Source organism: Methylobacterium sp. TK31, from assembly GCF_055361545.1.
Genome location: NZ_CM143964.1, coordinates 1025349 through 1049097, shown reverse-complemented (window position 1 = coordinate 1049097; position 23749 = coordinate 1025349). Strand labels below are relative to the sequence as shown.

Genomic DNA, 23749 nt, shown 5'->3' with positions numbered 1-23749 from the left:
GGATCAGTCCGCGCCCAGCGCCGCCGCGATCCGGGGGCAGGCCGGGTGCCCGGCCGTCGCCTCTGAGGGCGGGACGGCGCGGACCCATTCGAGGATGCCGATCCCGGCGGCGGAGGCCGTGGTGGCGACCAGGGCGGTGCGCCCGGCCCGGGCGCCGGCCGGGCCGGCGACCGAGACGCCGATGCGCAGGACCTGGCGCGGCGACGGGCTCCCGGCGGGCGGGAGGGCCGCGCCGGGGGCCGCCGCGCGCCGGCGCAGGCCGGCGGCGTCGAAGCGCCCGTTCGGGTTGTGCACGGTCACGGCCGGGCGCAGCAGGGCCGCGAAGGCCGGCGTCATCGAGGGCAGCTGGTCGATCTCGTCGGCGTGCCGGAACGGCCCGTTGCGCGGGCCGGCGGCGAGCCCGCGGGCCTGGTACTGGGGCGCCTCGGCGCCGCCGCCGGGCTCGGGCGTGTCGTCGGCATCGCGAAAATCGACGATCTCGGCCGCCAGGGCGGGGGCGTCCCGGTCGGGAATGCCGAGGGCGCGGAACGCCGCCTCCAGCTGCGGACGCGCGGTGGTGTTGAGATCGATCAGGGCGCCCTCGTCCCGCACCGCGATCCGGGCGATCCGGCCCCCCGGCAGGGGGCAGGCCACGGCGCGGCCGTCCTCGGGCAGGCCGAGGGGCACGGCACGGTAGATGCGCTCGACCACGAGGCCGTAGGCGACGAGCCGGGCGATGCCGTCCGCCAGACCCTGCAGGCGCAGGCCGTCGGCCCGTGCCCCCGCCAGGGTGGTGCCGGTCTGCAGGCGCAGGGCCGCGGTGGCGGCCGCCGCCGAGACCACCACGAGGATCACGAGGACGGCCGGCAGGACGAAGCCCGCCTGCGCCGCCCCGCCGCGGGCACGGAGCCGCCTCACGGCCGCACCGCCACCGGGACGAGGAGCGGCGCCCAGCGCCGCCGGTCGCCCGCGGGAAAGCCGATGCGGATCTCCACGAGGTCCGGGCTCGCGTCCCGGCGCGACCACGCGGCGAGCCATTCCGGCGGCCGGCGCGGGGCCGGGCTGCCGAAATAGCGAAGGTCGAGGCTGGCGAGGCCGCCGAGGAGGCGCTCGGGCGCCGCCGCCCCGGCATCCCCGGCCGGCGCCCGGACGGGCCGGCGCCCCTCCACGAGGTCGAGGCCGCCGGGTCCGGGGACCGCCCGCAGATCGAGGCGCTGCTCGGCGTCGCGCTCGACGTCGCGGTTGGCGGCGAGCAGGCCGGAGACGCCGTCCGGGCCTCCGGCGAAGGCCGGCAGGGTCCCGTCGGGACGGCGCCCGGCGAGGTCGCCGAGGGTGCGGCGCAGGTGGTCGCGCACGGCCTGGACCTCCTCGGCGGCGGCGTAGCGCGCCGAGACCCCCGCGATGGTGCCCGTCAGCGACAGGGCCTGGGCCAGCATCAGCCCGATCAGCGCCGCCAGCGCGAGGGCGACCAGCATCTCCACCAGGGTGAAGCCCGCGCAGGTGGGGTCGGGGGCGAGGGCGGGGGCCGGCTCAGCCACCGTAGCCGCTCGCCACCAGGGTGACGTAGACGGGCCGCCCGTCCGGGCCGCCGCGGGTCAGGCGCACCCGCCACAGGGGCGGCAGGCGCGACCAGCCGAGGCCCGGGCCGATCTCGGCGACGCTCAGGGTCCAGGGCTCGCCGTTGGAGAAGGTGCCCCGCTCCAGGCCGGGGCGCAGGCCGGCGGCCACGCGCAGGGCGACGATCCCCTCCGCCTCGTCGGCCACGATCTCCGCCGCCGCGACCCGGCCGAGGCCGGCGCCGGTGCTGCCGCCGACCTGGAGGGCGAGGACGAGGCCGAGCGCCACCAGGGCGAAGGCCACGAGCACCTCCACCAGGGTGAAGCCCTCCTGACCCGTCCGGCCCTCGGCGCCGGCGCTCACGGGCTTGCCTCCACCCGATGGGCGAGGCCGATCAGGGTGCCGACTACGAGGACCTGGCCGGCGCGTCCGCGCGCCAGGGTGATGCGGCCGCCGCTGGCGCTGCCGTCGGGCCGGAAGCGGATCTCGCCCGGCACATCGTGCCTGCCGCGCGGGACGTCGACCCGCACGGCGGCCTCCACCGGAATCGGCGCCGCGCCGGGGCGGGAACTGAGGAAGCGGTTGGCGGCGGGCTCGAAGGCGAGGCGCGTGGTGCGGCCGGTGCGCAGGGCCTCCCCGCGCAGGAGGTCGATCTCCGCCCGCAGGGTCTCGGCGCTGCGCGCCAGGCGGCGGGCCGGCAGCACGGCGTCGAGGGCGGGACCGGCGGAGACCGCGGCCAGGGCCAGGATCGCCAGCACCACCAGCATCTCCACGAGGCTGAAGCCGCCCTCCCCGCTGCCGCGCGCCATCAGTTGCTCGACGCGTCGGCGTCCTCGCCGGTGCCGCCGGGCTGGCCGTCGCGGCCGAGGGTGTAGACCTCGAAGGGGGCGCCCGAGAGCCCCGGGCTGCGGTAGAGGTAGGGCCGGCCCCAGGGGTCGGTCAGGCCCTTGGCGTCGCGCAGGTAGGGGCCCTGCCAGTTGACGCCGCCGGGGGGCGAGACCAGGGCGGCGAGGCCCTGGCGCTGTTGGGGATAGCTGCCGGCATCGAGGTAGTAGAGTTCCACCGAGCGGGCGATGTTCTTGGCCTGCACCTTGGCGGCATCGCCCTTGGCCCGGCCGAGATAGCCGAGCACCTGCGGGGTCACCATGGTGGCGATCATGCCGATGATGGCCAGGACCACGAGGAGCTCGACCAGGGAGAAGCCCGCCTCTCCCGCGCGCGCCGGCGCAGCCCCTCGCCTCTTGCCCATTGCCGTCGTCCCCGTCGTCGTCGGCGCGACCCTAGGACGGGCGGGTAAAGATTGCCTTCCTAGCGGAGGTTGCCGCAGGTTACGGGCCGGGTCGCCCTACCGGGCGAGATCGCCGACGCTCAGGATCGCGCCCATCACCGACATGATCAGGCCGCCGATCAGGCCGCCGAGGATCACGGTGACGAGGGGCGTGAGCAGGGCGAGCAGGCGGTCGATGCGCTCGCGGGTCCGGGTCTCGTGCATCTCGGCGGCGTGGATCAGCACCGGGCCGAGGCGGTTCACCTGCTCGCCGCTGGCGATGAGGTTGAGGGTCGAGGGGGCGTGCGGGCGCAGCAGCGCGAGGCCCGAGGCGAGGCTGGCGCCCTCGGTGAGGCGGCGGGCCGCCTGGTCGAGGGCGGCCCGGAACAGGTGGTTGCGGGCCAGGGGCCGGGTCGCCGCCACCGCCTCGGGGATCGGCACCGCCGCGTTCAGGAGCGTGCCCATCACCCGGCAGAGCCGGCCGAGCTCGGCCCCGACGACGATCTCGCGCACCAGCGGCAGCCGCAGGGCCCAGCGGCTGCGCGCCGCCGCGAAGCCGGGATGGTTCCAGCGCCGGGCGAGGAGCAGGACCAGCAGGCCCATGCCGGCGAGAAGATGGGGCCACCAGGCGGCGAGGCCGTCGCCGAGGGCCCCGGCGGCGCGGATCGCGAAGGGCGGCGGCCGGCCGGTGCCCTCGAACATCGGTGCCAGGGCGGGCACGAGGACGCCCACCACCATCGCCACGGTGCCGAGCGCCATCAGCAGCAGCAGGCTCGGATAGACCATGGCCGAGGAGAGGTGGCACCGCACCGCGTCGCGCCGGGCGAGGGATTCGGTCAGGCTCGCGATGACGTCGACCAGGGTGCCGGTGGCCTCGCCGGCGCGTACGGCATCGACCATGTCGCGCGGGAAGGCCGCCGGATGGGCCGCCATCGCCTTCGAGAGGGAGGCGCCCGCCACCACCCGTTCGAGGAGGTCGCCGAGGACGGGCTTCAGCGCGGCCGAGGCCTGGCGCTGCACCAGGCGCAGGGCCTGGTCGACGGTGAGCCCGGCGCCCAGCAGGGTGCCGAATTCCTTGAGGAAGCCGATGCGGGCGGCGTCGTCGACGCGGTCGCGCCCGAACAGGTCGCGCTTCCAGAACGGCACGCCCCCCGCCGCGGCGGGCGCGATCGAAAAGACCCGCAGGCCGTCGGCGCGCAGGTCCGCCACCGCCCGCTCGCGCCCCCGCGCCTCGATCCGCCCGGCCCGCACCCGCCCGGCCGGGTCGTAGGCCCGGTAGCTGAAGGCCGGCATCAGACCCGGTCCTCGAAGATCTGCCCCTCGAACACCCGGCCGATCTCCTCGAGGGTGGTCTCGCCGGCCAGCACCCTGGCGCGGGCGGTCTCGGCCAGGGTCGCCATGCCGGCGGCCCGGGCGCGGGCCGTGAGGGCGCCCTCGTCGGCGCCGGCGCAGATCAGGGCGCGCAGCTCCGCGTCGAGGGTCATCACCTCGGAGACGACGCTGCGCCCGCGATAGCCCGAGCCGTTGCAGGCCGGGCAGCCGCAGGCCCGGCGCAGGCGCAGGGGCGGGCCCTCGGCCGGGTGGCCGAGGCGGATACGCTCCTGCGGGGTCGCGGCGTCCTCGGTGGCGCAGGCGGCGCAGACCCGGCGCACCAGGCGCTGGGCGACGACGCCGTTCAGGGTCGCGGCGATGAGGAAGGGCTCGACGCCCATGTCGACGAGGCGCGTCACCGTGGCGGGGGCCGAGTTGGTGTGCAGGGTCGAGATCACGAGGTGGCCGGTGAGCGAGGCCTGCACGGCGATGCGGGCGGTCTCGGCGTCGCGGATCTCGCCGACCATGACCACGTCCGGGTCCTGGCGCAGGATCGAGCGCAGGGCGGCGGCGAAGTCGAGCCCGATGCCCGGATGGGCCTGGACCTGGTTCACCCCCGGCATCCGGTACTCCACCGGGTCCTCGACGGTGACGACCTTGAGATGGCTGCCGTTGATCCGCCGCAGGGCGGCGTAGAGGGTCGTGGTCTTGCCGCTGCCGGTGGGTCCGGTGACGAGGACGAGGCCGTTGGGCCGGCGCGTCATCGCGTCGATCTCGGCGATGGCGTCGCCGTCGAAGCCGAGCCCGGCAAAGTCCTCCACCCGGCGCGAGCCGTCGAGGACGCGCATCACCACGCTCTCGCCGTGGGCGGTGGGCAGGGTCGAGATGCGCAGGTCGATGTCGTGGCCCCGGTCGGCCACCTCCATGCGCCCGTCCTGCGGCAGGCGCCGCTCGGCGATGTTGAGGCCCGCCAGGATCTTGATCCGGGTGGTCAGCGCGAGCTGGACCGACTTCGCCAGGCGCTCGGATTCCACCAGGACCCCGTCGACCCGGTAGCGCACCCGGACATCCGCCTCCTCGGCCTCGATGTGGATGTCAGAGGCCGAGAGCTCGAAGGCCTTGCGCACCAGCCGCGCGGCGAGGCGCACGATCGGGGCCTGGCTCGCCACGTCCTGCAGCCGGGCGAGGTCGCCGTCGAGGACGGCGCCGTCGGCGTCCTCCGCCTCGCCGTCCCCGTAGACGGCCCGGTGCGCCCGCTCGAAGGCGCCGGGGCCGACGAGGCGCAGGGCGATCCGCCGGTCGGTGAGGTGGGCGAGCGCGGCCGGCGTCTCGGCGTCGAAGGGGTCGACCACCGCGACCGCGAGCTCCCCGTCCCGGTCGGACAGGGGCAGGATGCGCGCCCGGGCGGCGTAGTCCCCCTCGATGACATCGGGCAGCACGGGCTGGGCCGGGACCTCGTCCTCGCGCAGGAAGCCGAGGCCGGTGGCGTCGGCCAGCGCTGTCACCAGGGTGGCCTCGTGCAGGAGGCCGCTCTCGGTCAGCAGCACCGGCAGGGGCCGGCGGCCCGGACGGTCGAGGGCGGCCAGCGCCTGGTCGAGGCCGGCGGCGTCGAGGGCCTGGGTCCGCACCAGGTAGTCGAGGAAGTCGCGGGCGGCGTCGGTGCCGTCGCGGCCGGGCGCGCGGCGGTCGGGCCGCGGCTGGCGCGGACGGCTCTTGGCGGCCCAGATCGAGAGCATGCGGGAGGTCCGGTTCCACGGCAGGTTGAGGCGGGAGGCCGGCGACCCGCGCGACTTAAGGCAAATGAAACCACCGGAACGGTAAAGATTGCGTCTCGCCGCCCCGCCCCGCGCGGCCGATTCCGGAGCGCCCCGTTAAGCGGATACGTCGCCGGCCTGGCCGAGGCCGGCCACAGGATCGAGGCGGCCCTGGCCTGGTGGGCCGCCGAACTCGGCGGCGTGGTGGGGGCCGAGGGCCGCCCCGCGCCGGCCCGTAGCGACCTCGCCCTGCATCTCGGGCCCCCCGGCGCGGACCAGGCCCTCGTCCTGATCGACCGGCGCGGCGCGCCGCCCCGGCGCTACACCCTGGCCGCCGGGGGCGACGACCTGTCCGAGCGCCTCGCGGCGATCCGGGGCACCGGGCGGAAAGCCGTCTCGGTCGCCGTCCTGGTCGATCCGGCCGCGTGCTTCCTGCGCAGCCTGCACCTGCCGGCCGCCGCCCTGCCCCGGATGCGGGAGGTGCTGGCCCAGGAACTCGAGGCGGCGACGCCGTTCCGGGTGGCGGGCATCCATGCCGACTGGTTCGTCGAGGGCGAGGACGAGACCGGCCTGCGGGTGCGCCACGTCGTGCTGAAGCGCGCCCGCCTCGACCCGATCCTGGCCGTGCTGGCCCGGGCCGGGCTCCAGGTCGAGGCCGTCAGCGTCGGCACGTCCGAGGACCGGGCGCTGCCGGTGGACCTCCTCAGCGGCGGCCGCCGCCCGATCCCGCGCCTGCTGCGGGGCCTGACCTGGGGCGACGGCGCCGCCCTCGCCCTGGCGGGCCTCCTCGCGCTCGCGGCCTTCGGGCTCTGGCGCGCGCACCAGGAGGCGACCCTCGGCGCCCTGGAGACCGCCACCTTCGCGGCGCGCCGGGCCGCCCCGCCGCGGCTCGCGCCGCCGGTCCAGGCCCTGGCCGGCGCGCTGGCGGCGGAGCGCGCGGCCCGCCCGCCCCTCGCCCTCCTCTGGTCCGCCCTGGCCGCAGCCCTGCCGGCGGGCGCCTTCGCCGAGGCCCTGCATCTCGGGCCGGAGGGCGCGACCGCGACCCTGCGGACCTCCGACCTCGACGCCACCCTGCGGGCCTTGCGGACCGCGCCCGGCCTCGGCCCCGTGGCCGTGCGCGAGCAGGACGCCGCGACCGGGCGCCTCGTCGTCGGTCTGCTGACGCGACCCTGGACCGACCCCGCCGGCGGCCCGACGCGGCTGCGTCCATGATCCGGAATCGCCGATGACCCGCGACCTGCCCGGCCTCCTGCGCGGCCGCCTCGGTGCCCTGTTGCTCCTCGGCCTCGCCGCGGCTGCCGGCACGGGGCTCCTGGCGCAGGCCTGGGGCGAGGTCCGCGAGGCGGACGAGCAGATCGCCGACAGCCGGGCGCTCCTCGCCCGCACCCGCGCGGCGGCGGACCGGCCGGCCCCGCAAGCACCCCTGTGGGGGGCGGACGAGGCGGCGCTCCTGGGAGCCTTCCGGACCCGGCTCGACGGACTCGCGGCGGACCGCGCCGTCCTCCTCGACGAGACACGCCTCGAGCGCGACGCCGACCGGCCGACTGCGCCGCGCCTCGCCGCCGCCCTGCGCGGCACCGCGGAGGGCCTGCACGGCCTCCTCCTCGCCCTGGAGACCCAGGCGCCCCTGGCCGTGGTCGAGAGCGCCGACCTGTCGGCCCTGCGCCCGGCCGATCCCGAGACCGGCAGCCCCACGGTGATGCGGCTCTCGCTGTTCCTGCGCGGTGCCCTCGCGGCGGCCCCCGACGGTGCCGCAGTGGCCCCCGACGGGGCCGCGGAGGCCCCGGCCGGGGCTGCGGAGGCCCCGCGATGAGCGGTCTCGCGATCTCGGCGCGGACGATCCACCCGGCCTGCCTCGGGCTCCTCGGCCTGGCCGGGCTCGCCGCCCTAGCCGCCGGGCTCTGGCCGGTGGACGCCTCCGCGCCGCCGGCGCCGCCCGGCCCGCCACCCCTCGACCTCGCCGCCCTCGCGGCGGCCGAGACCGGCGCGGCCGTGGCCGCACCCCTGTTCGACCCGGAGCGCCGGCCCTGGACGGCGCGGGGTAGCCGCGCGGATCTCACCGCCGAGGCGTCGCCGCCGACGATGCTGTCGGTGCGGGGCATCCTGATCGAGGCCGGCGCGCGCCGCGCCCTCGTGGCGGACGGCACCGGCGCCCCGGCCTGGCTCGCCCCCGGCGAGGGACAGGGCGCCTGGCGCCTCGTCTCGGTGGAGCCCGAGGCGGTGGTGGTGGCGGATGCCGGCCGCCGGTACACCCTCGCCTATCTCGGCGCCCCGGTCGCCCTGCGCCCGCCGCCGCGCCATCCGGGACCGGACGCCCCGGGCCTGCGCCCGAGCCTCGGCCCCGGCGAAGCGCCGCCCCGGCCCGAGGCCGCCCCGGTTCCGCCGCGCGCCGCCGCACCGGTGCGGCGCATCGCGATCGACCCGTCCGGGCGCTGAGCGGACGACGCGCGCGTCGAGATGCAACGGCTGACGGGGTGACGGTGCGGGCCGGCCCCCGGACTTTCACCGGGAGGCAGACGTCCGGCTGTCGATCCATGGCGGCCCCCAGGCGTCCAGCCCGTCGATCAGCCCCCTAGGCCCGGATCCGCGACGCCGGCTCGGGTCGCGGACGGACCGTCGTGGCGATCGCGGTTACGTCTTGTCCGGCTCGGTCGAGGGAGCGGCAATGGCGCCGACGCCGTGACCCAGGTCCAATCCCCGATGGGGCGGGACGCTGCTCGGCACGATGGGGGCGGCCGAGGGCTCGTCCCGCACCTGTCCGAGACCCGCTTCCACCTCTTGGAGAAGGTCCGCCAACTTGTACGGCTTGCTGAGAAGGCGCGTCCCCGGCGGCAACGCGCGCTGAAGGTCGGCCCCGGCTCCGGAGGTGACGATGATGCCGACACCAGGCCAACGGTGGTGAACCAGGTGGGCGAGGGCGACGCCGTCGCCCACGATGCTGCGCCCGGTGATCAGCATCCGCACGTTGGCCGGTCCTCGAAGCACCGCCAGCGCTTCGGCGGCGGTACGGACCTCCAAGGCCTGATAACCAAGATCCGTCAGCATGTCGGCGGTGACCATGCTGACGATCGAGTCGGCCTCCGCGAGGAGGATCGCCAAAGGCTTGGTGTCTGACACGAACGTGCTCCGCGAGTTCAGGGCGGGAGCACTCTCTACTCTCAGGCACTGGCGGCCGGGACCGAAGCCAGTGATGGTTTTTCATACTCCGATTATCGGCCGGGCGCGATGGCAACGGGGTGTGGCAGCTTACGCCCCATCACGGTCGCGGGTCTTCTTCCATCGAGCGGCCACGAGGCGGGCCTTCGCCCGGGTCTGCGAAGGGTCGGCCCCTGCCGCCACGACAGCCCGGCGAACGACGCTCAGGCCCGCGCGACGGCCGCGCCCCGGCTCAGTCCATCGCGCGGCGCAGAATGCCCGGCGGTCCATCGGGCGTGGCGGCGAGCGGCCGGGGGGCCGGCACGGGGCGCACCGGCATCATCGCCCGGACCTGCTCGCGAAAATCCTGGCTGATGCGGTCGGCATCCGCGGTGCCGCGGATGACGCGCGGGCGGATGAAGATGATCAGCTCGGTGCGCACCCGGCTGTCGACCCGGTTGCGGAAGGCCGGCCCGATCAGCGGCAGGTCGCCCAGCACCGGCAGGCTCTCGTTGGTGATCAGCGCCTTCTCCTGCACCAAGCCGCCGATGGCGAGGCTGTGGCCGTCCTGCACGGCGATGCTGGTGGCGACCCGGCGCTGGCGGATCGTCGGCGAGTTGATCGAGGAGGTGGTGGTCGGCACCACGTCGCTGACCTCCTGGTTGATGTCGAGCACCACGAGGCCGTTCTTGTTCACCCGCGGCGTCACCGAGAGGATGACGCCGGTGTCCTTCATCTCGATCTGGTTGAGGATCGGCGCCCCCGCCGCCAGGGCGCTCTGCCCCGTCTGCTTCACGATCGGCACCTGGTCGCCGACCTGGAGCTTGGCCGTGCGGTTGTCCATCACGGTGAGGTTGGGCGAGGAGATCACGTTCACCCGCGTGATGCCCTGGAGGGCGTTCACCACCACGTTGAAGTCGGTGGCGTTGAGGAGGTAGTTGAAACCCGGCACGCCCCGGGTGGCGGCCGCCACCAACCCGGCGGTGCCCCCCGTGGCCATCGCCGCGACGGTGTTCGCGGGGGCGAGGTTGAACTGGCCCTGGCCGCCGTTCTTGAGGAACCACTGCACGCCGAAGCGCAGCTCGTCGTTGAGCGTGACCTCGGCGATGATCGTCTCCAGCAGCACCTGCGTCGGCATCGCGTCGAGGCGGGTGAGGATCTTGAGGATCTTGTCGTACTGGTTGCGGGTGGCCGAGATGACGAGGCTGTTGTTGGCCTCGTCCGGCATGATGCCGATCTGGTCGCGGCGCGGACCGGCCTGCGCGGCGGCCATCCCGGGCGGCATCGCCCCGGCCCCGTAGGCACCGGCCTGCATCCCGCCCTGCCCGCCGGGATCGAAGCCGCCCGCCCCCGCGCCGACGCCGAAGCCGGCATCCGCACCCATGCCTCCTGGATTCATGCCTCCCGGATTCATGCCTCCCGGATTCATGCCTCCCGGATTCATGCCTCCCGAGCCCAGACCGCCGGACCCCATGCCTCCGGACCCCAGGCCTCCGGATCCCATGCCCCCCGAACCCATGACGCCAGAGCCCATGCCTCCGGTCCCCATGCCGCTGGAGCCCATGCCGCCGGAGCCCATCCCGCCCGCGCCGGGCATGCCGAACCCGGCGCCGGCCCCCGGGCCGCTGCCGTCGCCGAAGCCGCCCGGGCCGAACGCGCCCCCGCCGCCGCCATAGGCGCCGAAGGTGCTGCTGATCGCGGCGCTCACCCCGGTCTCGGCCGCGACGACGCCCTGCAGCACCACGGCGAGGTCCCGGGCCGAGCGGTTCTGGATCCGGTAGACGAAGAGCTGGCGCTCGCGCTCGGCCGCCATGGTCTCGAGGCGGCCGATCCAGGCGCGGGCGCGGTCGAGATAGGCCGCCCGCGCGCTCACCACCAGGATGGCGCCGAGGGCCTCGTTGGGCACGAACCGGATGATGTCGCCGGTGCCGGCGGTCTCGCTGCCGAAGATCTGGACGAGGTCCCGGGCGAGGGCCGCGGGATTGGCGCTGCGCACCGGGATCATCGCCGTCGACATGCCGCTCATCCAGTCGACGTCGAACACCGCGATGGTCTCGCGCAGGGCCTGGATCTGGGCGCGGTCGCCGGACAGGATCAGCATGTTGCGGGTCTTGTCCGCCCGCAGGATCACGTCGCGGGGCGCCACGGCGGACAGGATCGCCTGCATCTCCGCGGCGGAGATCCAGCGCAGGGGAATCGCCTGGGCCCGGGCGCCGGGCTCCCCGGCGAGGTCCGGCACGCTGCGGACCGGCAGGATGCCGGGCGGGCCGCCGCTGGGCACGATCTCCACCGTGGCGCCGCGCCGGCGCAGGGCGGCGCCCCGGGCCGCGAGGGCGGATTCGAACATCGCCAGCAGGGTCTCGCGCCGCACGGCGCCGGCGGTCTGCAGGGTCACGCTGCCGGTGACGCGCTCGTCGATCGTGTAGTTCCAGCGCAGGGTCTGGGCGAGCACGGCCTGGGCCGCCACCGGGATCGGCACCTCGACGAGGTTGAGGCTGACCGGGCCGCCGGGCAGCGGACCGGCGACCACCGCCTCGCCGCCGATGAAGCGGTCGCTGCCGCGCTGGACCAGCGGGGCGCTCCGCGCCGGTGGAGCGGCCGAGAGGGCATCGGGCGGGACCATACCGGATTCCGGGCGCCCGGTTTCCGAGAACACAAGGCCGGCATCGGCCGCCCGGGCGCCGGTCCCGGCCACCGACTCGGCCAGGAGGCCGAGCACGAGGCCGATCCGGAGGGCCTGGCGTCCCAGAAGAGTTGCCGGTGTCGCCATGTCCCCCGGCGCCTGAAAGTCTGAAAAGTCCGTATCGGGAGCAGGGATAATGGATTTATGGTTAAAGTTTAATTAATCGACGGTATCTCCATCCTGATGCAGATGTTCTACAGATCGATCTATCGATCGATCGTCGCCGTGACGGCGTGTCATGTAAAGATTTGCGCATCATACAGACGATGTTTAGGCGTCGATGCCATCTGATGCGGATCTGTTCCAGACGAAAACTCCCGTCATCTGGCCACGCCCGGGACGAGTCCCGATCTCGGCTGCCCGTATTGCGACGACAACGGTCGAGGGCCCCTGCCTCAGGCGTCGAGGGATCGGCGCGACGACCAAGCCTTCGCCGGCGTCGCGCCGTCGGGCCGTAGATGCGATGGCTCGGAGGGGCAATGGCCCGGGGATGCGTCCGGTCGAACGAAGGCCCGGGCGGGCGCCGGTCCATGCCCGTGGGAGGCGCTGTATCCCGACTGGGATCGATGCCTGCGGCCGGTGGCGTCTCGGGTCGAGCCATCCGGCCCGCCACGGCCACCGCCCCGCAGTGGCCTCGCCGTCGGCGCGGTCCGGGATGCCGGGCCGGCCGGCCCCGGGGCCGGTTCAGGTCGCTTTGGTGGCGTGCGGGTACGTGGCCGCGATATCCTCGAACGTGATGACGGTCCCGAATTTCGAGGCCTGCGAGCCGTACTCCGGCAGCTTCGACGCGCTGCACAGCAGCACGGTGGCCGCCGCCGAGTGCGGCAGGACAGCCTTCGGTGCCGACCTCACCCAGCACTCGGCCCGGGTGGCATAGTTCGCTGCCTGATCCCTGTCGCTAGGAAACCTGTCCTTTGGCTGCTTGATCTCGAAATGCATCGCGAAGCGGAAGCCGGCGCGATTTTCGAAGATCGCGAGGAGGTCGGTTTCCTGGCCGCTGCATCCCCGGCATCGGCACGTCTCGGTGAAATGCGACCGCCACCACGTCGCGGCGCCTTTGGCCCGTCGCATCCGCATCTCGTCGTGCAGCAGCGATGCCTCGTCTGCAAATGCCGCGAACGTGGTTCGACGCAGCACCCAGGCGCGAAATGCCGGATCTCCGATTAGGCTCTCCGCGAACGGTTGTGCGTAGGTCAGTTCGAGCGATCCGTACGACATCGAGGACTCGTGCTGCTGTCGCGCGTCGCAATCGAGGATCTGTCGATCGTCGCGCGTTGTCGATGCCGGCGGGTCGTCGAGGTGTCCGTACACCTCGGAAACGACGAAGGCGGCCCGAGGGCCGCCTTTCGTGAACCATTCATCCCGTTTGGGAAAAATGGTGGGCGCGACAGGGATCGAACCTGTGACCCCTACCATGTCAAGGTAGTGCTCTCCCGCTGAGCTACGCGCCCTCACCGGGGCCGCTCGGCCGCCGGTGGAGGGGGCTATAGCCTGGGGTTTTGAGGGGCGCAAGGGCTCTCGCGCGGTGAATGTGCGGCCGCGTCCCGGGCGGCCGCCGGTTCGTGCGTCGGCGCTGCGCGGGCGTCGGAAATGCGCTAAGGCCCCCCTGGCCCGGTGGGGTGGCGACACGCGACAATCCGGTCGGCCGTCCCTCGCGACCGGGCGACGGGGCAGCGGGCGGGGCATGCGGGTCAGCGACGGGCGCGATCGGGACACGGGCCGACCGGGGCGGGGCGATCCGGCCCGGCCTGGGCTGTCCGATCGTGTCGCTCCGGGACCGGTGCGCGCCTTCGCCGGACCTTGGCCGGAGCCGGTCCGCCTCGGCCCCGTGATGCGCGCCCGCGCCACCGGGGATTCGGTGCGCCCGGATCATGGGCGCAAAAGTAGGCTTAAGAATAGGCGCAAGAGTGGGCGCGAGAGATGAAACCCCTGACCATGTCCGCGCCGCCGCTCACGGCCCTCCTCCCCCGTCTCCGCAGGCGCGGCACCCGCACGGGACCGGCGCGGCGGGCCTTCACGGCCGACGGCCCCGCCCTGGACCTCGATCTCGCGGAGACCGGTCTCGGCGGCACCTGGGCGACGATCCGCTTCCGGGACGTCGGGAGCGGCGGCGTCTGCCGGCTGGTGCTCAGCGCCCGGTTCGCCGGGCCGGACGGCGCGCTTAGGCTCCTGGCCCTGTCCGAGGAGGCGGAGGGCGGGGATCGCTTCACCTGGACGGGCCGCCTGCCCGAGGGCCTGCTCGCCCTGCGGCTGGCGCCCCTTGCCCGCGAGACGCCCTTCCACCTCGACGGCTTCACGATCCGGCGGGGCCGGCGCCTCGGCCTCGTCGCCCGGGCCCTGCGCCGGAACCCGGCCCTCGCCGCCCGCGCCGTGTACTGGCGCGCCCTCGGCCTCAAGGTGCGCGGGCGCGCCCTGCTCCTGCGCGCGCTGCACGACCGGGCCGAGACCGGCTACGCGGCCTGGATCGCCCGGTTCGACACCCTGACCGAGGCGGACCGGCGCCGCATCCGCGACGCGGTCGCCGCCTGGACCGACCCGCCGCGGATCTCGGTGGTGATGCCGGTCCACGACCCCGCCCCGCGCGTCCTGGAGGCTGCCATCCGGTCGGTCCGCGCCCAGCTCTATCCGAACTGGGAGCTCTGCATCGTCGACGATGCCTCGACCGATCCGGCGATCCCGCGCCTGCTCGCCCGCCACGCCGGGCAGGATCCGCGCATCCGCGTCCTGCGGCGCCCGGAGAACGGCCATATCGCCCGCGCCACCAACGACGCCCTCGCGCAGGCCGGCGGGGCCTTCGTGGCCTTCCTCGACCACGACGACGTGCTGGCCGAGAGCGCGCTCTATCACGTGGCGGCCGCGATCCGCGCCGCGCCCGACCTCGTGCTGATCTACAGCGACGAGGACAAGATCGACGCCCGCGGGCGCCGCTTCGAGCCGCACTTCAAGTCGGGCTTCGACCGGGAGCTGCTCTACGGCCAGAACTACATCAATCACCTGACGGTGATCCGCGCCGAGGCGATCCGGGCCGCCGGCGGCCTGCGTCCCGGCTTCGAGGGCAGCCAGGACCACGATCTCCTGCTGCGGGTCACGGCCCGGCTCGCGCCCGAGCGCATCCGCCACATCCCGCGGGTGCTCTACCACTGGCGCGCCGCCGGCGGCTCGGGAACCTTCTCCGACCGGGCCCTGGAGCGGACCGAGGTGGCGCGCCTGCGCGCGCTGGCGGAAGTCGCCGCGCCCCTGGGGGCGACCGCCACCCGGGGTCCGCTCGGATTCAACCGGCTGGTGCGCCCGGTGCCGGAGCCCGCGCCCCTGGTCTCGGTCATCGTCCCGACCCGGGACCGGGCGGACCTGCTCGCCGTGGCCCTCGCGGGCGTGCTCGAGGCGACGGACTACCCGGCCGTCGAGGTCATCGTGGTCGACAACGAGAGTCGGGAGGCGCGCACGCGCGACCTCTTCACGCGCCTCTCGGTATACGAGCCGCGCGTCCGCATCCTGCCGGTGCCGGGGGCGTTCAACTTCTCGGACCTCTCCAACCGCGGCGCGGCGGCAGCGCGGGGCACGCTCCTCCTGTTCCTGAACAACGACATCGAAGTGATCGAGCCCGGCTGGCTGCGGGAGATGGTATCCATCGCGCTCACCCCCGATATCGGCGCGGTGGGCGCCAAGCTTCTCTACCCGGACCGCACCCTCCAGCATGGCGGAATCGTGCTCGGCATCGGTGGCGTGGCCGGCCACAGCCATCCCGGCCTGCCCGAAGACGATCCCGGTTACTTCGCCCGAATGGTGCTGACCCAGGAGGTCTCGGCCGTGACCGGCGCCTGCCTGCTCCTCCGGGCGGAGGTCTTCGCGGAGAGCGGCGGCTTCGATGCCGATGCGCTCACGGTCGCCTTCAACGACGTGGATCTCTGTCTGCGGTTGCGCGCCCAAGGTTATCGCAATGTCTGGACGCCCTACGCCCGGTTGATTCATCACGAATCGAAGAGCCGGGGGGCGGAGGATACGCCGGAGAAGCGGGAACGCTTCGAGCGTGAGGTCCGGGTGATGCAGGAACGCTGGGGCGCGGACCTGCGCGCCGATCCCTATTACAACCCGAACCTTTCGCGCGACGCGGCGCGCTACCGCCTTTGATGCTGCGGCGCGGCGGCGCTGCGTCGCACCGCAAAGTCGCCGCAATCCGCCGTTTAATCCCTGCCTCTGGCGCTGCGAACGACGCCCGTGCCGCCGCGGACCTTTATTCGCCGGCTTTTCTTGGACGTGGTTTTTAGGGGGATGAGGGTCATCGGCATCCTCCTGGATTCTTGATCCCCTCGCTTCCGAAGCAGGAAAGCGATGGGCTTGCCGCCGCGATACGGGACGCCAGGGGGCGGGATCGGGCTACGATGCTCGACGGATGGCAATTGTTTAAAACCAACCGTTCAAGAGCGAGAGAAACTTGCTGGTCGCTAGGGTGAATTGCTCCTTTGTCTTGCCCGAATGATTGATGAATACGTGCAACAGGGTCGATGTTCCTGATCGGTGATTGCCCTGATTCCAGGTGCTCCGGTTGGACAGTAGCCTGGAGCCATACTAAGGATCGGGCTGGTTGCCGCCGGTGGTGCAAGTCGATCCTGTCCCCCCGTTCAAGAGCGTGTGCGAATCGAACGTGACACAACGTACAGACATCGCGATCATCGGCCGTGCCTGCCGGCTTCCCGGCGCCTCGAGCGTCGACGGGCTTTGGCAGCTCCTCACCGAGGCGCGATGCGCCGTCGGCCGTATCCCGGATGACCGCTGGTCGCTGGAGCGCTTCGGGCACCCGCGGGCTCAGGAGCGGGGCAAGAGCTACACTTGGTCCGCCGGTGTCCTCGACGACATCTGGTCGTTCGACCCGGGCGTCTTCGGCATCTCGCCCCGCGAGGCCGAGCAGATGGACCCGCAGCAGCGCCTGCTGCTGGAACTGACCTGGGAGGCCCTGGAGGATGCGGGACTGCGTCCATCGGACGTGGCCGGCAGCCAGATCGGCGTCTTCGTCGGCGCCTCCTCCCTCGATTACGGCAACCTGCGCGTCCTCGACACCTCGTCGGGCGATGCCTACGCGGCCACCGGCAACACGCTCTCGATCCTGTCGAACCGCATCTCCTACATCTACGACCTGAAGGGCCCGAGCTTCACCGTCGACACCGCCTGCTCGTCGTCCCTCGTCGCGCTCGACGCCGCCGTGGCGGCGATCTCCAGCGGACGGATCGACACCGCCGTCGTCGCCGGCGTGAACCTCCTGGCGAGCCCCTTCAACTTCATCTGCTTCTCGAACGCGCAGATGCTCTCGCGCACCGGCCTGTGCCAGGCCTTCTCGTCGAGCGCGGACGGCTACGTGCGCTCCGAGGGCGGCGTAGTCCTCGTGCTCAAGTCCGCCAAGGCGGCCCTGCGGGACGGCAGCACCGTGCGCGGCGTCATCGCGGCGAGCGGCGTCAATTCGGACGGTCGCACCACCGGCATCTCCCTGCCGTCGGGCTACGCCCAGGGCGCGCTGCTGGAGCAGGTCTACCGCGAGGCCGAGATCGACCTCGACTCCGTGGTCTTCGTCGAGGCCCACGGCACCGGCACGCCGGTGGGCGATCCGATCGAGGCGAGCGCCATCGGCGGAAAGCTCGGTCGTCCCCGCAAGGCGCCGCTGCCGATCGGGTCGATCAAGAGCAATATCGGCCATACCGAGCCGGTCTCGGGCCTCGCCGGCCTGCTCAAGGCGAGCCTCGCCCTGGAGCACGACCTGTTCCCGACCTCGCTGCACGCGGCCGAACTGAACCCCGAGATTCCCTTCCAGGAACTCAACCTGTCGGTGACGAACAAGCCCCTGCCGCTCACCCGCGACGGCAAGGCGCGCTTCGCTGGCGTGAACTCCTTCGGGTTCGGCGGCACCAACGCGCACGTCGTGCTCACGGACGGGCCGCCGGTCCGTGCCGCCGGTGCCTCCGAGGCGACCCGCACGCCGGAGGTGCTGCTGCTTTCGGCCCAGAGCCGGGCCGCCCTCAACGAACTCGCCCTCGACTATGCCGAGCGCTTCGACGGCGCGGACAAGGCCGAAGCCGCCCGGATCGCGGCGGCCGCCGCCCATCGCCGCGAGCGCCTGTCCTCCCGTCTGGCCGTGCCCCTGGAGGCCGATCTGCCGGCGGTGCTGCGCGCCGTCGGCGAGGCCGAGGATGCGCCCGACGCCCTTCTCGGCACGGCCGTGGATCGCGCGGCGGAGGTGGCCTTCGTCTATTCCGGCAACGGCAGCCAGTGGGCCGGCATGGGCCGCGAGGCCTATGACGAGAACGCCGCCTTCCGCGAGGCCTTCGACCGCATCGACGGCCTGTTCCACGCCCTGTCCGGCTGGTCGCTGAAAGAGGCTCTGTTCGCCGAGGATCTGGAGGAGCGCCTGGCCCTCACGCGGGTGTCGCAGCCCCTGATCTTCGCCATCTCCAGTGCCTCGACCACGGCCCTGCGGGCCCGCGGGCTGAAGCCGAGCTACGTCCTCGGCCACAGCGTCGGCGAGATCGCCGCGGCGGAAGCCGCCGGCATCCTCAGCCTCGAACAGGCCGTGAAGGTCATCTTCTACCGCAGCAAGCACCAGGAGACGACGCGCGGCTTCGGCACGATGGCGGTGCTGCTCGCGCCCGCCGACGAGATCGAGCTGTTCCTCAAGGATTATCCGAGCCTCGATATCGCGGCCTACAACAGCCCGAAGGCCATCACGGTGGCGGGCCCGGTGGACGACATCGACGCGGCGATGAAGGCGCTGTCGCGCAAGCGCCGCCGCGGCCGCAAGCTCGATCTCGAATACCCCTTCCACGGGCGGCTGATGAACCCGACCGAGAAGCCGCTGCTGCGGGATCTCGCCGGGCTGAAGCCCCATCCTGCGACGACCCCGATGGTGTCGACCGTCACCGGCAAGGTGCTGGCCGGCGACCAGTTCGGGGCCGGCTACTGGTGGCGCAACATCCGCGAGCCGGTGCGCTTCTGCGAAGCCGTGCAGGAGGCCACCCGCCAGGGGGCCCGCGTGTTCATCGAGGTCGGGCCGCGCGCCACCCTGCTGTCGCATATCGGCGACGCCATCGAGCCTCTCGGCATCGAGAACGCCACCATCGGCGTCCTGCACCGCAAGCCGGCCGGCGGCGATCCGATCGCCCGCACCGTCGCGGCCGCCCTCGTCCAGGGGGCCGCCGTCGACGAGGCCACGGTGTTCGGCGAGAACCCGGTCGGCGACGTCTCGCTGCCGCTCTATCCCTGGCAGCGCAGGACCTTCCGCCTCGCCGAGACCACCGAGGGCGTCGGTGCGGCCACCCCCCGCTCCTACCATCCGCTCTACGGGTCCCGCGTCGCACCGGACGGTCTCGAATGGCACGGCCATGTCGACATCGCGACGGTGCCGGAGCTCGACGATCACCGCATCGACGGCCAGGCGATTCTGCCCGGTGCGGCCTTCATCGAGATGGCGCTCGGCGTCGCCCGCGAGGCGATGAAGACCGACAGCGTGGTCCTCGCCGAGTTCGAGATCCAGTCGCCGATGGTGTTCGGTGAGGAATCCCTGCGCGAGGTCGCGGTCCGCGTCGCCGGTTCCGGCAATGCCATCCAGATCCTCAGCCGGCCGCGCCTGACCCAAGCCGCCTGGCAGCTTCATGCGGCGGCCAAGATCATCGACGGCAGCTTCCCGGCGCCGGCGCCGGTGGACATGCACGTTCCCGCCGAGCACGCGGTGGCGGGCGAGGGGCTCTACCGCCTGGCCGCCGCCTCCGGCCTCGGCTTCGGTCCGAGCTTCCGCCAGGTCGCCGCGAGTGCGCGCCTCGACGAGACCACCATCGTCTCCGAATTGCTGCCGGCCGAAGCCGACGCCCGCTTCGGGCTCGTGCCCGCGCGCCTCGATTCCTGCTTCCACGGGCTCATCCTGCTCTTCGCCGGGCTGATGGGCGAGGGTTCGACCAAGGCCTACGTCCCCGTCCGCTTCGGCGAGATCCGCCTCGTGAAGCCCGGCGCCGTCATCGCCCGGGCGATGATCCGGACCCGGCGCGCCAACGAGCGCAGCATCCTGGCCGACTTCACCCTGGTGGATGCCGAGGGCGAGGTCATCGCCACCCTGCGCGAGGGACGCTTCCAGGCCCTGCGCGCCAAGAACGGCAGCGACCTCGCGGCCTATGCCATCGCGCAGCGGCCGGAACTCGCCACCGAACCGACGGCCATCGCGATGGAGCGTGGAAAGCGCGTCGCGGACGCGATCCGTCCGGCCTGCAAGGCCGCCGTCGCGCCGGCCGAGGCCCCCCTGGCACCGGGACACCTTCTTCTCGAGGGCTGGGCGACCTCGATGACCTACCGCCTCGCGGAGGGCCTGCAGCGTTCCGGGACCGTGGCGATCGACGAGCGGGTGCCGGAGGCGATGCGTCCCTGGCTCCTCAACGCCCTCTACGCCCTGGAGAGCAGCGACCTCGCCACCCTCGACGGCGAGCGCTGGACGCTGCGCAAGGACGTGTCCCTGCCGGCGCCCGACGAGATCATGCGCTGGATCGCGGCGGATCACCCCGAACTCTCGGCCGAACTCGTGCTCACCGCCGATATCGGCGCCGTCGTCGGCCGGCTGCTCTCGGGCGACCTGACCGAGGCCCCGACCCTCTCGCAGAATGCCCTCGACGCCTTCGTCCTGCGCAGTGCAACGGCACGGGCCGCGGCCGACGTGATCGCGGATCTCGCCGAGTCGGGCCGTGCCGCCTTGCCCCGCGACCGTGCGCTGCGGGTGCTCCAGGTCGGATTCGGGCCGCTCTCGGCTCAGGCCGCCGCCTTCACGGACGGCATCGAAGCGCAGCTCACGGTGTTCGAAGCCGATCGTCGCCTGGCCGAGCGGGCGCGCCTTGCTCTGCCGCGCGGCATCACCGTCATCGAGGATAGCGCCGAACTGACGCCCGGCAGCTTCGACGCGATCCTGGCGAGCAACGTCCTGCACCGTTCCGAGCGGGCGCTCCTCGGCAAGGTCGCCGATGCCCTGGCGACGGGCGGCTTCCTGGTCGCCGTCGAGCCCGGCGCCTCGCTGTTCCGCGACCTCGTCTTCGGCCTGACCCCGGACTGGTTCGAGGCCGGCGCCGACCTGCCGGTGGGCCGCCTCGACGACATCACCGGCTGGCAACGCGCCCTGAGCGACACGGGCCTGGTGCGCGTGGCGGTCGATCGCGCGGTCTCTGCCAATGGCGACGACCTCCTGTTCATCGCCGAGGCTCCGGTCCGCGCAAGACCGGCCCCTGGTCAGACCTTCGCCTTCGTCATCGGCTCGCACGACGCCTTTGCGGCCGAGACCGCGTCCTCGCTGGCGACCCTGCTGGTGGCGAGCGGCGTCCACGTCTCGATCATCCTCGATTCCGAGCAGTCCCTGCTCGAACTGGAGCGCGAGACGCCGGACACGGTGGTGTTCCTCGCCGGCGCCTTCAACCATTCCGGCGCGGCGGCCGATCGTCTGCGCGAGCGCTGTCTCAGCCTGAAGCGCTGCGTCGAGCATCTCGGCAGCCGCCAGACCCGGCTCTGGGTGGTCTGCCCCGGCGCGACCCGCGATGCGGGTGACCCGACCGGGTCGGTGGAGGCCGGCGTCTGGGCCTTCAGCCGGACGCTCGCCAACGAGGTGGCGAACCTCGACGTGCGCCGGATCGATCTCGCCGAGGCGCTGTCCACCAAGGCCGCCGCGGAGCGCCTGCGCGACCTCATCCTCTCGGGCACGCTCGAGACCGAGATCATCCTCGACGCCGACCGCACCCGGGTGATCCGGTTCTCGCCGGGTCAGCTCTCCCGCCGTCCCGGCGCCGACGCCGTTCCGGCCCCCGCCGCGCGCCTGGAGCGCAGCAACACCGGCGGTCTCAACGAGATGGCCTGGGGACCGGCGACGCGCCGGGCGCCGGGGCGCGGCGAGGTCGAGATCGCGGTGGAGGCCACCGGCCTCAACTTCCGCGATGTCCTCTGGGCCCTGTCGATGCTGCCGGAGGAGATTCTCGAGGACGGCTTCGCCGGACCCCGCCTCGGCCTCGAAGTCGCCGGTCGGGTCCTCTCCGTCGGCAAGGGCGTCGAGGCCTTCAAGCCGGGCGACCGGGTCGTCGCCTTCGCACAGTCGGGCTTCGCGACCCACATCGTCGTGCCCGAACTCGTCGTGGCCCCGAGCCCGCCCGGCCTCGATCCGCAGGCCGCCGCCACCGTGCCGGTCGCCTTCCTCACCGCCTATTACGGTCTCGTCAGCTGTGCCCGCCTGCGCCGCGGCGAATGGGTGCTCGTCCATGGCGGCGCCGGCGGCGTCGGCCTCGCGGCCCTGCAGATCGCCAAGCTCAAGGGCGCGCGCGTCATCGCCACCGCCGGGTCGCGGGAGAAGCGCGCCCTCGTCAAGGCGCTGGGTGCCGAGCACGTGCTCGACTCGCGCTCCCTCGCCTTCGTGGACGATGTCCGCCGGATCACCGGCGACGGCGTCGGCGTGGTGCTCAACAGCCTGTTCGGCGAGGCGATGGAGCGCAGCCTCAACGTCCTCAAGCCGTTCGGCCGCTTCATCGAGCTGGGCAAGCGCGACTACGTCGCCAACACCCATATCGGCCTGCGCCCGTTCCGCCGGAACCTGTCCTACTTCGGCGTCGACCTCGACCAGGTCCTCCAGCACCAGGGCGAGGACGGAGCCCGGCTGTTCCGCGAGGTGATGTCCCTGTTCAAGGAGGGCGGCCTGAAGCCCCTGCCCTTCCAGCCCTTCACGGCGGACGAAGTCTCAGACGCCTTCCGGCTGATGCAGCAATCCGGGCATGTCGGGAAGATCGTCATCGCGCCGCCGAAGCCCGGCAGCGTGATGCAGTCCGAGAAGTCCGCCTTCACGATCTCGTCCGAGGGCGTCCACCTCGTCACTGGCGGCCTCGGCGGCTTCGGCATCGAGGCGGCCCGCTGGCTCGCCGACCGGGGCGCGAAGCACATCGTCCTCGTCGGCCGCAACGGGGCCGCGAGCCCCGAGGCGAAGCAGGTGGTGGCCGATCTCGGCGCCCGCGGCGTCAACGTCGCCGCGATGGCCTGCGACATCACCAGCCGCAAGGCGGTGGATGCGCTGCTGACCGAGGTGGAGCGCAAGGGCCGGTCCCTGGCCGGCGTGATCCACGGGGCGATGGTGCTGCAGGACGGCCTCATCGCCAACATCGACGCCGCCGCCCTCGACACCGTCATCCGCCCGAAGGTCATCGGTGCCGAGCACCTCGACGCGGCGACGCGCGGGCGCACGCTCGACTACTTCGTGATGTTCTCCTCGGCCACGACCTTCATCGGCAATCCCGGCCAGGGCGCCTATGTCGCCGCGAACGGCTTCATGGAAGGCCTTGCCCGGCGTCGCCGCAAGCTCGGCCTGCCCGCGCTGGCCGTCGCCTGGGGAGCGATCGGCGATGTGGGCGTGCTGGCGCGAAACCGGGCGGTGATGGAGACCCTGGCCGGCCGCGTCGGCGTGACCCCGATGGATGCCCGCCACTGTCTCGACCTCATGGCCGACGCGCTGGAGGGCCAGGGGACGAACTCGGACGACGCCGTGATCGCCATCGCGTCGATGCATTGGGGCAAGGCGCGCGAGCGCCTCGCCACTATGAAGAGCCCGAGCTATGCCGAACTCGGTTCGGACCAGCAGATGGAAGCCGGCACGGTGGCGGCCATCAACATCGGCATGCTGCTGAAGACGCAGGACATCGACACGGTGCGCAAGACGGTGGCGGACGCCATCGTGGAGGACATCGCGAGAATCCTGCGCCTGCCCAAGGACGACATCAGCCGCGTGCGCCATCTCTCCGAGATCGGCCTCGATTCGCTGATGGGCGTGGAACTCGGCGCCAGCCTGCAGGAGCGCTTCGCCCTCGAGGCGCCGCCCTCCGGCATCTCCTCCGGCCTCACCGTGAACGAACTCACCGAGACCCTGATCCAGTCGATCGCGGCACCGGTGGACGAAGCCGCGGCGGCCGTGATGAGCCTGGCCCAGCGCCATGCCAGCGAGGGCGTGGACGTCCGCACCCTCGAGCCGTTCCACGCGATGGTCGAAGAGAACAGTCTCGCGATCAAAGAAATCCTTCCGTGAGC

15 protein-coding genes and 1 tRNA gene are annotated in these 23749 nt (G+C 73.1%); 5 read left to right on the top strand and 11 right to left on the bottom strand.

The window, feature by feature from the left end:
* Positions 1-3: 3 nt before the first annotated feature.
* From ACXJY8_RS04775 to ACXJY8_RS04745, 7 genes are all read right to left on the bottom strand, one after another.
* Positions 4-897, bottom strand: a complete 894-nt coding sequence (locus ACXJY8_RS04775) for a type II secretion system minor pseudopilin (protein ID WP_463776689.1) — start codon at positions 895-897, stop codon at positions 4-6.
* On the bottom strand, positions 894-1517 hold the full coding sequence (locus tag ACXJY8_RS04770; RefSeq protein ID WP_463776683.1) for a prepilin-type N-terminal cleavage/methylation domain-containing protein: 624 nt from the start codon (positions 1515-1517) through the stop codon (positions 894-896). The genes ACXJY8_RS04775 and ACXJY8_RS04770 overlap by 4 nt, the downstream gene beginning before the upstream one ends.
* A complete protein-coding gene (locus ACXJY8_RS04765) occupies positions 1510-1899 on the bottom strand; it encodes a prepilin-type N-terminal cleavage/methylation domain-containing protein (RefSeq protein ID WP_463776681.1) in 390 nt (129 codons plus the stop codon). The genes ACXJY8_RS04770 and ACXJY8_RS04765 overlap by 8 nt, the downstream gene beginning before the upstream one ends.
* Positions 1896-2345, bottom strand: coding sequence for a pilus assembly FimT family protein (locus tag ACXJY8_RS04760; protein WP_463776678.1), 450 nt, complete (start codon positions 2343-2345; stop codon positions 1896-1898). The genes ACXJY8_RS04765 and ACXJY8_RS04760 overlap by 4 nt, the downstream gene beginning before the upstream one ends.
* Positions 2345-2785 (bottom strand): type II secretion system major pseudopilin GspG, encoded by a 441-nt coding sequence (gene gspG / locus ACXJY8_RS04755; RefSeq protein ID WP_463776674.1) that lies wholly within the window; start codon positions 2783-2785, stop codon positions 2345-2347. Before gspG ends, ACXJY8_RS04760 begins: the two co-directional genes overlap by 1 nt.
* 96 nt (positions 2786-2881) lie before the next feature.
* Positions 2882-4096 (bottom strand): type II secretion system F family protein, encoded by a 1215-nt coding sequence (locus ACXJY8_RS04750; protein WP_463776672.1) that lies wholly within the window; start codon positions 4094-4096, stop codon positions 2882-2884.
* Positions 4096-5850: a GspE/PulE family protein gene (locus ACXJY8_RS04745; protein ID WP_463776669.1), complete on the bottom strand. Its 1755-nt coding sequence runs from the start codon at positions 5848-5850 to the stop codon at positions 4096-4098. The genes ACXJY8_RS04750 and ACXJY8_RS04745 overlap by 1 nt, the downstream gene beginning before the upstream one ends.
* Before the next feature lie 219 nt (positions 5851-6069).
* Between ACXJY8_RS04745 and ACXJY8_RS04740 the strand changes: the two genes are divergently transcribed.
* From ACXJY8_RS04740 to ACXJY8_RS04730, 3 genes are read left to right on the top strand one after another with little or no spacing between them, the layout of a single operon-like run.
* Positions 6070-7080, top strand: a complete 1011-nt coding sequence (locus ACXJY8_RS04740) for a hypothetical protein (protein WP_463776665.1) — start codon at positions 6070-6072, stop codon at positions 7078-7080.
* Between the two features lie 13 nt (positions 7081-7093).
* On the top strand, positions 7094-7681 hold the full coding sequence (locus ACXJY8_RS04735) for a GspMb/PilO family protein (RefSeq protein ID WP_463776661.1): 588 nt from the start codon (positions 7094-7096) through the stop codon (positions 7679-7681).
* Positions 7678-8304: a hypothetical protein gene (locus ACXJY8_RS04730; RefSeq protein WP_463776658.1), complete on the top strand. Its 627-nt coding sequence runs from the start codon at positions 7678-7680 to the stop codon at positions 8302-8304. The genes ACXJY8_RS04735 and ACXJY8_RS04730 overlap by 4 nt, the downstream gene beginning before the upstream one ends.
* 195 nt (positions 8305-8499) lie before the next feature.
* Here the strand turns inward: ACXJY8_RS04730 and ACXJY8_RS04725 are convergent, their stop codons facing one another.
* From ACXJY8_RS04725 to ACXJY8_RS04710, 4 genes are all read right to left on the bottom strand, one after another.
* The gene (locus ACXJY8_RS04725) at positions 8500-8985 is read right to left on the bottom strand and encodes a hybrid sensor histidine kinase/response regulator (RefSeq protein WP_463776656.1); all 486 of its coding nucleotides are present in this window, start codon (positions 8983-8985) and stop codon (positions 8500-8502) included.
* Between the two features lie 271 nt (positions 8986-9256).
* Complete coding sequence (gene gspD, locus ACXJY8_RS04720; protein WP_463776653.1) at positions 9257-11773, bottom strand: type II secretion system secretin GspD; 2517 nt, start codon at positions 11771-11773, stop codon at positions 9257-9259.
* 597 nt (positions 11774-12370) lie between these two features.
* Complete coding sequence (locus ACXJY8_RS04715) at positions 12371-12904, bottom strand: hypothetical protein (protein ID WP_463776649.1); 534 nt, start codon at positions 12902-12904, stop codon at positions 12371-12373.
* A gap of 158 nt (positions 12905-13062) precedes the next feature.
* Positions 13063-13137, bottom strand: a tRNA-Val gene (locus ACXJY8_RS04710).
* 469 nt (positions 13138-13606) lie between these two features.
* On the opposite strand from ACXJY8_RS04710, the gene ACXJY8_RS04705 reads away from it, so the two are divergent.
* Together ACXJY8_RS04705 and ACXJY8_RS04700 are read left to right on the top strand one after the other, a co-directional pair.
* Complete coding sequence (locus tag ACXJY8_RS04705) at positions 13607-15814, top strand: glycosyltransferase family 2 protein (protein ID WP_463776646.1); 2208 nt, start codon at positions 13607-13609, stop codon at positions 15812-15814.
* A 514-nt stretch (positions 15815-16328) separates the two neighbouring features.
* Complete coding sequence (locus tag ACXJY8_RS04700) at positions 16329-23747, top strand: SDR family NAD(P)-dependent oxidoreductase (protein ID WP_463776642.1); 7419 nt, start codon at positions 16329-16331, stop codon at positions 23745-23747.
* Positions 23748-23749: the final 2 nt, after the last annotated feature.